Annotated in this window: 9 protein-coding genes; 5 read left to right on the forward strand and 4 right to left on the reverse strand. The window is 69.3% G+C overall.

Annotated elements, in window-relative coordinates; genetic code table 11:
• Positions 1-75: 75 nt before the first annotated feature.
• The 3 genes from ACWIGU_RS02050 to sucC all read right to left on the reverse strand — a co-directional run bounded on the left by ACWIGU_RS02050 (position 76) and on the right by sucC (position 3,851).
• Positions 76-1,659 (reverse strand): aldehyde dehydrogenase family protein, encoded by a 1,584-nt coding sequence (locus ACWIGU_RS02050; protein WP_454396435.1) that lies wholly within the window; start codon positions 1,657-1,659, stop codon positions 76-78.
• A 109-nt stretch (positions 1,660-1,768) separates the two neighbouring features.
• Positions 1,769-2,677 carry a succinate--CoA ligase subunit alpha gene (gene sucD, locus ACWIGU_RS02055; RefSeq protein ID WP_454396437.1) on the reverse strand — a complete coding sequence of 303 codons (909 nt, stop codon included), beginning with the start codon at positions 2,675-2,677 and terminating at the stop codon, positions 1,769-1,771.
• Positions 2,678-2,720: 43 nt separating this feature from the next.
• The gene (sucC, locus tag ACWIGU_RS02060; protein WP_454396439.1) at positions 2,721-3,851 is read right to left on the reverse strand and encodes an ADP-forming succinate--CoA ligase subunit beta; all 1,131 of its coding nucleotides are present in this window, start codon (positions 3,849-3,851) and stop codon (positions 2,721-2,723) included.
• A 144-nt stretch (positions 3,852-3,995) separates the two neighbouring features.
• Between sucC and ACWIGU_RS02065 the strand changes: the two genes are divergently transcribed.
• The 5 genes from ACWIGU_RS02065 to ACWIGU_RS02085 all read left to right on the forward strand — a co-directional run bounded on the left by ACWIGU_RS02065 (position 3,996) and on the right by ACWIGU_RS02085 (position 11,991).
• Positions 3,996-5,678: a thiamine pyrophosphate-binding protein gene (locus ACWIGU_RS02065; RefSeq protein WP_454396441.1), complete on the forward strand. Its 1,683-nt coding sequence runs from the start codon at positions 3,996-3,998 to the stop codon at positions 5,676-5,678.
• Positions 5,679-5,689: 11 nt separating this feature from the next.
• Positions 5,690-6,922, forward strand: a complete 1,233-nt coding sequence (gene frc / locus ACWIGU_RS02070; protein ID WP_454396443.1) for a formyl-CoA transferase — start codon at positions 5,690-5,692, stop codon at positions 6,920-6,922.
• A 3-nt stretch (positions 6,923-6,925) separates the two neighbouring features.
• Positions 6,926-9,079 carry an acetate--CoA ligase family protein gene (locus tag ACWIGU_RS02075; protein WP_454396445.1) on the forward strand — a complete coding sequence of 718 codons (2,154 nt, stop codon included), beginning with the start codon at positions 6,926-6,928 and terminating at the stop codon, positions 9,077-9,079.
• Positions 9,080-9,200: 121 nt separating this feature from the next.
• Positions 9,201-10,595, forward strand: coding sequence for an OFA family MFS transporter (locus ACWIGU_RS02080; RefSeq protein ID WP_454396447.1), 1,395 nt, complete (start codon positions 9,201-9,203; stop codon positions 10,593-10,595).
• Between the two features lies 1 nt (position 10,596).
• Complete coding sequence (locus ACWIGU_RS02085) at positions 10,597-11,991, forward strand: OFA family MFS transporter (RefSeq protein ID WP_454396449.1); 1,395 nt, start codon at positions 10,597-10,599, stop codon at positions 11,989-11,991.
• Positions 11,992-12,068: 77 nt separating this feature from the next.
• Here ACWIGU_RS02085 and ACWIGU_RS02090 read toward each other — a convergent pair whose 3' ends face one another.
• Positions 12,069-13,220, reverse strand: a complete 1,152-nt coding sequence (locus ACWIGU_RS02090; protein WP_454396451.1) for a sugar phosphate isomerase/epimerase family protein — start codon at positions 13,218-13,220, stop codon at positions 12,069-12,071.

Genomic DNA, 13,220 nt, shown 5'->3' on the forward strand with positions numbered 1-13,220 from the left:
ACCCCCGTCGCCCGGCCCCACCCGATGCCACTCACCCCGGCCCCGGCCCCGGCCCCGGCCCCGGCCCCCGAAGGGCTACGGCATCAAGTGGTAGTCCGGGAAGTTGCCCGGCAGTCGTTCCCCCTCCGGGCCCCTCGTCACCGCTCGCACCAGCAGTTCGCCGCCCACGAACGCTCCGCGCCACGATGCTCCGAAGCCGCCGAACAGTTCGTCCCTGTCGCCGCGCGAGCGCGGCTTGCCGCGGCCTGTTTTGAAGGCGCGGATCTGTGGGGCGAGGCGGTCGTACGTCGCGTCGTCGTCCGTGGAGAGGGTGGCGACCAGCGCGCCGTTGGAGGCGTTCATCGCGGCGAGCAGTTCCGCCTCGGTGTCGACCAGGACGATCGTGTCGACGGGGCCGAACGGTTCGGCGTGGTGGAGAGGGGAGGAGGGGGGTGGGCTCAGGAGCGTGACCGGGTGGACGTACGCGCTCGTGTCCTGGCCGGGGAGGAAGCGGGCGGGGTCCGGGGCGCCGCGGTGCAGGGGCACGGCGCCTCGGTCGATGGCCTCGGCGACCTGGTCGGTGAGCTCCTTCGCCTTCGCCGCGTTGACCAGCGGGCCGAAGTCGAGCTGGGGGTAGGGGTCTTGAGGGTTCGCCACTGCCAGGGGGTGGCCGATGCGCAGGGTGCGCACGGCCGGGAGGTACGCGGCGAGGAAGTCGTCGAAGAGGCTGCGCTGGACGACGAAGCGCGGGTATGCGGTGCAGCGCTGTTTGCCGTAGTCGAAGAGTTTGGGGATCACCGCGGAGAGCTTGTCCCAGTCGGAGTAGTTCCAGATGCCCCAGGTGTTGAGGCCCTCCTGTTCGAGGATGTGGCGCTTGCCGAGGTCGGCGACGGCCGTGGCGACGGCCGCGCCGGTGTCGCGGCCTCCGACGAACGAGACGCAGCCGATCTCCGGTGCGCGCACCAGCGCTTCGGAGAGTTCGCCTCCGCTGCCGCTGACGAGGGTGACGGGGATGCCCTCGCGTGCGGCGAGCGCGCAGGCCAGGGTGAGGCAGGCGACGCCGCCGTCGGTGGGGGCCTTGGCGATGACCGCGTTGCCGGCGAGTGCCTGGATCAGGACGGCGTGCACGAGGACGCTCATCGGGTAGTTCCAGCTGGCGATGTTCGAGACGGGGCCGTCGAGCGGGGCGCGGCCCTCGACCATGGGCTCGATGCCGTCGACGTACCAGCGCACCCCGTCGATGGCGCGGTCGACGTCGGCCTGGGCGAGGCGCCAGGGCTTGCCGATCTCCCAGACGAGCAGGAGTGCGAGAAGTTCGCGGTGCTGGGTGAGGGCGTCGAGGGTGGCGCCGACACGGGCGCGGCGCTCGTCGAGCGGGATGTGCCGCCAGGCGCGGTGCTGGTCGAGGGAGGCGCGCACCGCCTGGTGGGCGGTGGCGGCGTCGAGGCGGGGCGGCCCGGCGATGGGACTGCCGTCGACGGGCGTACTGGCGGGCAGCGCGCGGCCGTCGGCCTGCCAGGTGCCGTTCCACAGATTGAGTACGCGGTCGTCGCGGAACGCCTCGGGGGCGACGGCGAGGCAGCGCTGCCAGGCGTCGTTCCAGGAGGTGCCGGCCTTGAGGGTGGTCGCCACGGGGGCGGCGGGGGTGTGGGGCGCGGGGTTGCTGGGGTTGCTTGCCATTTCGGGTTCTCCGCTCACGGTGCACAGTCGGGGCGGGGGGTGCATGGCTGGTGCGGGAGGAGTGGGGAGGTTGCCCGGTGGGCTCGCTCCCCACTCTCCGCTGTACGCGTCAGTCCGCCAAGCGGTCGAGTACCAGGCGGGCCGTCTCCGTCGGGGTGGAGCCGACACGGACCCCGGCCGCCTCCAGGGCCTCCTTCTTGGCCTGCGCCGTTCCGGAGGAGCCGGAGACGATCGCGCCGGCGTGCCCCATGGTCTTGCCCTCGGGGGCGGTGAACCCGGCGATGTAGGCGACGACGGGCTTGGTGACGTGGTCGCGTACGTAGGCCGCGGCGCGCTCCTCCGCGTCGCCGCCGATCTCCCCGATGAGGACGATCAGGTCGGTGTCCGGGTCGTCCTGGAACGCGGCGAGACAGTCGATGTGTGTCGTGCCGATGACGGGGTCGCCGCCGATGCCGACGCAGGTGGAGAAGCCGATGTCGCGCAGTTCGTACATGAGCTGGTAGGTGAGGGTGCCGGACTTGGAGACGAGGCCGACGCGGCCCGCCTTGGTGATGTCGGCGGGGATGATGCCGGCGTTGGACTGGCCGGGGGTGATCAGGCCGGGGCAGTTGGGGCCGATGATGCGGGTGCCCTTCGCGGCGGCGTACGCGTGGAAGGTCACGGCGTCGTGGACGGGGATGCCCTCCGTGATGACGACGGCGAGGGGGATGCCCGCGTCGGCGGCCTCCGTGACGGCCGCCTTGGCGAAGACGGGCGGCACGAAGACGACGGTGACGTCGGCGCCGGTGGCCGCGATGCCCTCGGCGACCGAGCCGAACACGGGGACGCTGGGGGCACCTCCCAGGTCCTTGAGACTCTGGGGGACGTCGAAGTCGACGCTGCGGCCCGCCTTGCGCGGATTGACGCCGCCCACGACGTTCGTGCCGGCGGCGAGCATGCGCCGGGTGTGCTTCATGCCCTCGGCGCCGGTCATGCCCTGGACGAGGACCTTGCTCTCCTTGGTCAGGTAGATCGCCATGTCCCGCTCTCCTTGGTGAGATGGATCGCCATGTCCCGGCTCCTTAGCCCGCGTTGGCGAGTTCGGCGGCCCGGCGCGCGGCGCCGTCCATGGTGGTGGCCTGTTCGACGAGGGGGTGGGCGCGGCCGTCGAGGATGGCGCGGCCCGCTGCGGCGCTGTTCCCGTCGAGTCGGACGACGAGCGGTTTGGTCAGCCGTACGGACTCGAGCGCCTGGACGATGCCGTCGGCGACGGCGTCGCAGGCGGTGATGCCGCCGAAGACGTTCACGAAGACGGACTTCACTGCCGGGTCGGACAGGATGACGGAGAGGCCGTCGGCCATGATCTGCGCGGAGGCGCCGCCGCCGATGTCGAGGAAGTTGGCGGGGCGGGCGCCGCAGCCCGCGACCACGTCGAGCGTCGACATGACGAGCCCGGCGCCGTTGCCGATGATGCCGACCTCGCCGTCCAGCCTCACGTAGTTGAGGCCCTTGGCCGCGGCGGCAGCTTCGAGGGCGTCGTCGTGCGCGGACTCCTGGGTGCCCCAACGTTCCTGGCGGAAACGGGCGTTGTCGTCGAGCGTGACCTTCCCGTCGAGGGCGAGGATCTGGCCGCCGCTGGTACGCACGAGGGGGTTCACCTCGACGAGTACGGCGTCCTCGCGGGTGAGGACGTCCCAGAGGCGGACCAGTACGTCGACGGTCCGGTCGGGGAGCCCGGCGGCCTGGGCGATCTCGGCGGCCTTCGCCGTGGTGACGCCCTCCGCCGGGTCGACCTGGATGCGGGCGACGGCCTCGGGCCTGGTCGCCGCGACCTCCTCGATGTCCATGCCGCCCTCGGCGGAGGCGATGGCGAGGAAGCGCCCGGCGGCCCGGTCGAGGACGTAGGAGACGTAGAACTCGCTCTCTATGTCGACGGGTTGGGCCAGCATCACCTTGCTGACGGTGTGGCCCTTGATGTCCATGCCGAGGATCTGGCGTGCCGTCAGTTCGGCGGCGGGCGGATCGGCGGCGAGTTTGACGCCGCCCGCCTTGCCGCGGCCCCCGGTCTTCACCTGTGCCTTGACGACGACGCGGCCGCCCAGCCTGCGCGCGATCTCGCGGGCCTCCTTGGGAGAGTCCGTGACCTCGGCCTTCGGCACCAAGATGCCGTGTTCTTCGAAGAGTTCCCTTGCCTGGTGCTCGTACAGGTCCATCTCGGCTCCTGCCGTAAAAGTGCCGCACGCCCCCTGGACACCACCCACCGGATGCGGGATAACAAGCTTCATACAGTATTCGTCGACTGTATGCAATGTACCGAGACAGCGCACGACTCCCCTACGAAGGGACAGGACTTCCTCATGCCCGACGACAGCCAGGAACTCATCTCCGGTGGTCATCTGGTCGCCAAGGCGCTCAAGGCAGAAGGTGTGGAGGTCATCTACACCCTGTGCGGCGGCCACATCATCGACATCTACGACGGCTGCGTCGACGAAGGCATTGAAGTCGTCGACGTCCGTCACGAGCAGGTCGCCGCCCACGCGGCGGACGGGTACGCGCGCATCACCGGCAAGCCCGGCTGCGCCGTCGTCACCGCGGGCCCGGGCACCACCGACGCCGTCACCGGCGTCGCGAACGCGTTCCGCGCGGAGTCACCCATGCTCCTCATCGGCGGCCAGGGCGCGCACACCCAGCACAAGATGGGCTCGCTCCAGGACCTGCCGCACGTCGACATGATGACGCCCATCACCAAGTTCGCCGCGACGGTGCCGGACACCGCGCGCGCCGCCGACATGGTGTCGATGGCGTTCCGCGAGTGCTACCACGGCGCCCCCGGCCCCTCGTTCCTGGAGATCCCGCGCGATGTCCTCGACGCCAAGGTGCCGGTGGACAAGGCCCGCGTGCCCCAGGCCGGCCAGTACCGGGCCTCGACCCGCTCGGCCGGTGACCCCGAGGCGATCGAGAAGCTCGCCGACCTCCTCGTGCACGCCGAGAAGCCGGCGATCCTGCTCGGCAGCCAGGTGTGGACGACCCGCGCGACCGAGGACGCCATCGAGCTCGTCCGCGCCCTCAATGTGCCCGCGTACATGAACGGCGCGGGCCGCGGCACCCTGCCGCCCGGCGACCCGCACCACTTCCAGCTCTCGCGCCGCTACGCCTTCTCGAACGCCGACCTCATCATCATCGTCGGCACGCCCTTCGACTTCCGCATGGGCTACGGCAAGCGCCTCTCCCCCGACGCGACGGTCGTGCAGATCGACCTCGACTACCGCACGGTCGGCAAGAACCGCGACATCGACCTCGGCATCGTCGGCGACGCGGGCCTCGTCCTGAAGTCGGTCACCGAGGCCGCCTCCGGCCGGCTGAACGGCGGGGGCGCCAAGCGCAAGGAGTGGCTCGACGAGCTGCGGGCCGCCGAGCAGACCGCCATCGACAAGCGCCTGCCGAGCCTTCGCTCCGACGCCTCTCCCATCCACCCGTACCGCCTGGTCAGCGAGATCAACGACTTCCTCACCGAGGACTCGATCTACATCGGGGACGGCGGCGACATCGTCACCTTCTCCGGGCAGGTCGTGCAGCCCAAGTCGCCCGGCCACTGGATGGACCCGGGGCCGCTGGGCACCCTCGGCGTCGGCATCCCCTTCGTCCTCGCCGCCAAGCAGGCGCGCCCCGACAAGGAGGTCGTCGCACTCTTCGGCGACGGCGCGTTCTCGCTGACGGGCTGGGACTTCGAGACCCTCGTCCGCTACAACCTGCCCTTCGTCGGGATCGTCGGCAACAACTCGTCGATGAACCAGATCCGTTACGGCCAGAAGGCCAAGTACGGCGACGAGCGCGAACGCGTCGGCAACACCCTCGGCGACGTCCACTACGACAAGTTCGCCCAGATGCTGGGGGGTTACGGCGAAGAGGTCCGCGACCCCGCCGACATCGCGCCCGCGCTCCGAAGGGCCCGCGAGTCCGGCAAGCCCTCGCTGATCAACGTGTGGGTCGACCCGGACGCGTACGCCCCCGGAACCATGAACCAGACCATGTACAAGTGAGGAGCCCTGCCATGACCACCAAGGCTCTTGAGGGCGTCCGTGTCCTCGACATGACCCATGTGCAGTCCGGGCCCTCCGCGACCCAGCTCCTCGCCTGGCTCGGCGCGGACGTGGTGAAGCTGGAGGCGCCGACCGGGGACATCACGCGCAAGCAGCTGCGTGACCTGCCGGACGTCGACTCGCTCTACTTCACGATGCTCAACTGCAACAAGCGGAGCATCACCCTCAACACGAAGACCGAACGCGGCAAGGAGCTCCTCACCGAGCTGATCCGGCGCTCCGACGTCATGGTCGAGAACTTCGGCCCGGGCGCCGTCGACCGGATGGGCTTCACCTGGGAGCGCATCCAGGAGATCAACCCCCGCATCGTCTACGCCTCCATCAAGGGCTTCGGCGACGGCCCGTACACCAACTTCAAGGCGTACGAGGTCGTGGCGCAGGCCATGGGCGGCTCGATGGCGACGACCGGGTTCGAGGACGGTCCGCCGCTGGCCACCGGCGCGCAGATCGGCGACTCCGGCACCGGCATCCACGCCGTCGCCGGCATCCTCGCGGCGCTGTTCCAGCGCGAGAACACCGGGCGCGGCCAGCGCGTGAACGTCGCCATGCAGCACGCGGTGCTCAATCTGTGCCGGGTGAAGCTGCGCGACCAACAGCGCCTCACACACGGCCCGTTGGCCGAGTATCCGAACGAGGACTTCGGGGACGAGGTGCCGCGCTCGGGCAACGCGTCCGGCGGCGGGCAGCCCGGCTGGGCGGTCAAGTGCGCGCCGGGCGGCCCGAACGACTACGTGTACGTCATCGTGCAGCCCGTCGGCTGGCAGCCGCTCAGCGAGCTGATCGGGCGGCCCGAGCTGGCCGGCGACCCCGAGTGGGCGACGCCCGAGGCGCGCCTGCCCAAGCTCAACAAGATGTTCCAGCTCATCGAGGAGTGGTCCTCGACCCTGCCCAAGTGGGAGGTGCTCGAGCGGCTCAACGCGCACAACATCCCGTGCGGGCCGATCCTCTCCACCAAGGAGATCATCGAGGACGCCTCGCTCGTCGCGAACGAGATGGTCGTCGAGGTGGCCCACCCGGAGCGCGGCACGTTCACCACGGTCGGCTCCCCCCTCAAGCTCTCCGACTCCCCTGTGGAAGTGGTCAGTTCACCCCTGCTCGGCGAGCACAACGCCGAGGTGTTCGTCGGGGAACTGGGGCTCGGGGACGAGGAACTGCGCCTGCTCAAGTCGAACGGAGTGATCTGATTGATGGCCGAGGACCGTGAGCTCACGGTACGGGCGCTGCTCGCATCCGTGCGCGCGGAGGGCCGCAGCGCTCTCACCGCCCCCGAGGGCAAGGTGATCGCCGACGCGTACGGGATCTCCGTGCCCGGCGAGGAGCTGGCGACGGACGTGGACGAGGCGGTCGCGTACGCGGCACGCTTCGGCGGACCCGTCGTGATGAAGATCGTCTCCCCCGACATCCTGCACAAGACGGACGCGGGCGGCGTGATCGTGGGAGTGGAGGGCGCGGCCGACGTGCGGGCCGCCTTCTGCAAGATCGTGGAGAACGCGCGGGCCTACGCGCCGGACGCCCGGATCGAGGGCGTGCAGGTGCAGGAGCTGCTGCCGACCGGGCCCTCCTCGCAGGAGGTCATCGTCGGGGCCGTCACCGATCCGACGTTCGGGAAGGTCGTCGCGTTCGGGCTCGGCGGTGTGCTGGTCGAGGTGCTCAAGGACGTGACGTTCCGGCTCGCGCCGGTCGGCGCGGACGAGGCCGTGTCCATGCTGGACTCGATCCGGGCGGCCGAGGTGCTGCGCGGGGTGCGCGGCGCGCAGCCGGTGGACCGGTGGGCGCTCGCCGAGCAGATCCGGCGGGTGTCCCAACTGGTCACCGACTTCCCGGAGATCGCCGAGGTCGACCTCAACCCGGTGATCGCGACGCCGGAAGGCGCGGTCGCCGCCGACATCCGGGTGATCCTCGCCGACGGGGCGCCGAAGCAGCGGCGCACGTACGCGCGCGAGGAGATCCTCCGGTCGATGCGCCGGCTGATGCAGCCGCGCTCGGTCGCGGTGATCGGCGCGTCCAACGAGCAGGGCAAGATCGGAAATTCGGTCATGCGCAACCTGATCGACGGGGGTTTCTCCGGGGAGATCCATCCGGTGAACCCCAAGGCCGATGACATCCTGGGCCGCAAGGCGTACAAGAGTGTCACGGACGTCCCGGGTGAGGTGGATGTGGCGGTCTTCGCGATCCCCGCCAAGTTCGTGGCCTCGGCCCTCGAAGAGGTGGGACGCAAGGGGATCCCGAACGCGGTGCTGATCCCCTCCGGGTTCGCCGAGACCGGTGAACAGGCCCTCCAGGACGAGATCGTGGCGATCGGCGAGCGGTACGGGGTACGGCTGCTCGGGCCGAACATCTACGGCTACTACTCGACGTGGCAGGACCTGTGCGCCACGTTCTGCACCCCGTACGACGTGAAGGGCGGCGTGGCGCTGACCTCTCAGTCCGGGGGCATCGGCATGGCGATCCTCGGCTTCGCGCGCACGACGAAGACGGGTGTCTCCGCGATCGTCGGGCTCGGCAACAAGTCGGACCTGGACGAGGACGACCTGCTCACCTGGTTCGGCGAGGACCCCAACACCCAGTGCATCGCCATGCACTTGGAGGACCTGAAAGACGGCCGGGCCTTCGTGGAGGCCGCGCGGGCGACGGTGCCGAAGAAGCCCGTCGTCGTCCTCAAGGCGGGGCGCACCAGCGCGGGCGCGAAGGCGGCCGGTTCGCACACGGGAGCCCTCGCGGGCGACGACGCGGTGTACGACGACATCCTCCGGCAGGCGGGCGTCATCAGGGCGCCGGGGCTGAACGAGATGCTCGAGTACGCGCGGGCGCTGCCCGTGCTTCCGACGCCGAAGGGCGACAACGTCGTCATCATCACCGGCGCGGGCGGCTCGGGTGTGCTGCTCTCGGACGCCATCGTCGACAACGGCCTGTCCCTGATGGAGATCCCGGAGGATCTGGACGCCGCGTTCAAGGCCTTCATCCCGCCCTTCGGCGCCGCGGGCAACCCGATCGACATCACGGGCGGTGAGCCGCCGTCGACGTACGAGGCGACCATCAGGCTCGGCCTGGAGGACCCGCGGATCCACTCGCTCGTCCTCGGCTACTGGCACACGATCGTCACCCCGCCGATGGTCTTCGCGGAGCTGACGGCACGGGTGGTCGAGGAGTTCCGCGCCCGGGGCATCGAGAAGCCCGTGGTGGCGTCGCTCGCGGGCGACGTCGAGGTCGAGGAGGCCTGCCAGTACCTCTACGAGCGCGGGGTCGTGGCGTACCCGTACACGACCGAGAAGCCGGTGGCCGCACTCGGTGCGAAGTACCGGTGGGCTCGTGCGGCGGGGCTGTTGGGGGGCGGTTCATGAGGTGACCGGACTGGGGGCCGGCCGGCGGTGCGCGCGGGCCGGCCCCGGGACCCATGCGCACGAGAAGGAATTTGGACAGGGGGCGCTGGCCAGATCTTTCGACGCAAGGGGTGCGACCGTCATGAAAACCACCGACGATCTATCGAGTCCCGTCCCCTACAGGGAGGTGACGGACCACAACGGCCGCCTGTACCGCATCGGTGAGACCGATCGGGACATCATGGGGCGACCACGCTGGACCATGGTGCTCTTCCCATGGATGGGCATGCTCGGCATCAGCTCGTCCGAGTACGCCTTCACGTCCGCCGAGGACACTCTGCACGAGGCCCATCTGTGGAACAGCGGGCACATCTTCTGGCTGATGGGCGTCTGGGTGTTCTTCCAGGCCGCGGTCGCCTTCCCCGCTGGGCAGCTGCGCGAGAGCGGCAGGCTGCCCGCGCGTTACGCGATGTTCCTCGGCGCCCTCGGCACGATCCTCGGCTATCTCTCGCTCGCGTACGCGCCGCACGTGATCGTCGCGTACATCGGGTTCGGCATGTTCAGCGGCATCGGCGCCGGCCTCGTCTACGCGACCTGCGTGAACATGGTCGGCAAGTGGTATCCGGAGCGCAAGGGCGGCAAGACCGGCATGGTCAACGGCGGCTTCGCCTATGGCTCGGTGCCCTTCGTGTTCCTGTTCACCTCGTACATGAACCTCGGCAACTACGAGGGCGTCCTGGTGATGGTCGGCCTCATCTGCTGCGCCGTCGTCGCGTTCGCGGGCTGGTTCTTCAAGGATCCGCCGAAGGGCTGGTGGCCCCCGCACGTGGACCCGCTGAAGGTGTCGGACGACCCGAAGATCCGCCGGGCGCTCGCGAAGAACCCGCCGGCCGTCAAGCAGTACACCCCCAAGGAGGCCGCCCGTACACCCGTCCTGTGGATGATGTGGTTCTGTCTGCTCTGCACCGCGGGGATCAACATCTTCGGCATCGCCTTCCAGGTGCCGTTCGGCAAGGACATGGGATTCGCCGGCGGCATCGTGGCCACGGCGATGTCACTCAAGGCGATCGTCAACGGAACCGGCCGCGGCGTGATCGGCTGGATCTCCGACCGCTTCGGCCGCCGCAACACACTCATCATCGTCTGCCTCGTCCTCGGGTCCGCCCAGTTCGGCGTTCTCGTCTCCGGGTCGATGGGCAGCATGCCGTTCTTCCTGTTCTGCTCGATGGTCTCCGGGTTCGGCGGCGGCGCGATCTTCCCGCTGTTCGCGGCCATGACGGCGGACTACTTCGGTGAGAACAACAACGCCTCCAACTACGGAATGGTCTACAGCTCGAAGCTGATCTCGGGCCTCGTGGGCTCCGGAATGGGCGCCGTCGTGGTCGGGGCGTGGGACTACGAAGGCGCCTTCGTCATCGCGGGCTCCATCGGGCTCGCCTCCGCGGTCCTCGCACTGTTCCTCAAGGCGCCGGGCAGGCCGAAACCCCAGCGCCGCATCGTTCCCAACCCGCAACCGCTCGGTGAGGAGATGGCTTGATATGACGGCGGAGCCCATCGCCGCAGGCAACTCAGCGACGACCACTGGCAGCACGTACCGAGAGATCACCGACGAGAACGGCCGCGTCTATCGCCTGGGCGAGACGGACCGCGACATCCTCGGCCATTCCCGTAAGTTCATGGTGTATCTGCCATGGGTCGCGATGATGGCCATCAGCGTTTCCGAGTACGCGTACGGTTCGGCGGAGGACACCCTGTCCAGCGCACATGGCTGGACGCAGTCGAACACCTTCTGGATCCTGAGCGTCTGGGTGTTCTTCCAGGCGGGCATCGCCTTCCCTGCGGGATGGATGCGGGAGAAGGGCATCCTGTCCGCGAAGCGGGCCATGATGACCGGCTCGTTCCTGTGCATGCTCGGCTTTCTCGCACTGTCCCATCTGAGCAATGTGTGGCTGGCGATCCTCGGCTTCGGCGTCATCGGCGGCCTGGGCTCCGGCCTCGTCTACTCGACCTGCATCAACATGGTCGGCAAATGGTTCCCGGAGCGAAAAGGCGGCAGGACCGGCTTCGTCAACGGCGGATTCGCCTACGGGTCCCTGCCGTTCATCTTCATCTTCAACTACGCCTTCGACACGTCCAACTACCACCGGGTGCTCGACATGATCGGCGCCTACGTCCTGGTCGTGGTGCTGGTCTGCGCGTTCTACTTCAGGGACCCGCCGAAGAACTGGTGGCCGCACGACATCGACCCTCTCGCCACCTCCGGCACGGGCAAGGGCGCGAGGTCCCTTGCCAAGAACCCGCCCGCGGTGCGCCAGTACACGCCCAAGGAGGCCATCAGGACCGGCATGCTGCCGATCATGTGGTTCAGCCTCGTGCTGACGGCCGGTGTGTCGATCTTCGGCATCTCGTTCCAGGTGGACTTCGCCAAGGAGGTCGGCTTCGGGCCGCTGGTCGCGGCGTCGTCGATGGGCGTCATGGCCGTCATCAACGGAGTCGGCCGTGCCGTCGTGGGCTGGATGTCCGACGTCTGGGGCCGAAAGCTCAGCCTCGTGCTCGTGATCGTCGTGCTCGGGCTCGCCCAGTTCGGCGTGATCTGGGCGGGCGACATCAAGAGTGAGTGGCTGTTCCTGGTGTTCGCCTTCCTGTCGGGCTTCGGCGGCGGCGCGTTCTACCCGATGTTCGCGGCGCTGACCCCGGACTACTTCGGGGAGAACTACAACGCCACCAACTACGGGCTCGTCTACAGCGGCAAGCTCATCAGTGGCCTGTTCGGCGGCGGCCTCGGCTCGATGGTGGTCGCCGCGTGGGGCTACAACGGTGCGTACGCGCTGGCCGGCGGGATATCGATGGTGGCGGCGGCCTTCGCGCTGCTGCTGCGGCAGCCGGGCCGGGAGAAGGCGGCCACTACCCCGAAGCAAGCCATCGGCGCATAAAGGAAGTTCACCTGCTGAGTGGGGCCCGGCCAGAAGGCCGGGCCCCACTCAGTTCTGCCGCGTCGGCGTCAGTGGTGCTACTTGCGCAGCGCCGCCAGGTTGTCGTAGCCGACCCTCGCGTACTTCAGGGACTGGCCGAGGTCGGTGGAGCTGGGCGCGTTGTCCTGCTCGACCATCGGGTTGTGGTAGTTCTTCGCGCCGACGCGGGAGAAGAAGGTGCGGTAGTCGATGACTCCCTCGCCGAACGGCACCATGTCGTAGCCCATGCCGTTGGTCGTGTTGACCGTGCCGTCCTTGGCGTGGAACAGCGGGTAGCGCTTGTTGTTGCGGCTCACGAGCGCCGCCGGGTCGAAGACGTTCTCCCGCTGGGAGCCGTCGTGGGCGGTGTAGGTGTGGAACTTGTACTGGGCCACGTGTGCCCAGAAGATGTCCATCTCCAGCCAGACCGTCTTCGGGTCGGTCACCTCGAGGAAGTACTCCAGCTTGCGGATGCCGGAGCTGCGGGTCGGCCGGCCCTGCGCGTCGAGGGGACCGCCGTCGAGCAGGAAGCCGTACGCCGCGTCGTGGTTGTGCGTGTACAGCTTGAGGCCCGCGCTGTGGGCGATGCCGCCGAGGGCGTTCCACTTGTCGGCGGCGGTGTCCCAGTCGGCCCGGTAGGCGCTGCCGGTGGGGTCGCCGCCGGTGCCCATGTGGTCCATGCCGAGGATGTTGGCTATCTCCAGGTGCTTCTTGAACGTGTCGAGGTCGGGCTGGCTGAGCGGCCACGAACCCGGGATGAAGCCGTGGTTGCCCTGGGCGCGCAGGCCGTACTCGTCGAGCCAGGAGCGCAGCAGTTTGGCGCCCTCGACGGATTCGAGGCTGGCGCCGCCGGGCGCGTTGGCGTGCTGGCCGTAACCGGCGAACTCGACCTGCTTGTAGCCGTAGCGGGCCAGCTCCTTGAACACCTCGCGGAAGCCGGAGGGCAGGTCGGTGGCGAGCGGGTCTCTGCCGGTGGCGTCGCGCACCGTGTAGAGAATGATGCCGCGCCTGTCCGCCGGGACGAGCGCCTGGCCGGCGCCCGTGGCGGCCGCGGGCGCGGTCTGGGCGAGGGCGGGCGACGCTCCGAAGACGGGTGCCGCGACGGCGGCGGCCCCCGCGGCAGTGCAGGTGCTCAGAAAACGGCGGCGGCTGACGCCGAGGGTGCGGCGCAGGGCGTCGCCGGTTCCGGATTCATCGTTGAACGCGGTCAC

The sequence above is a fragment of the Streptomyces sp. NPDC055400 genome (genome assembly GCF_053644375.1).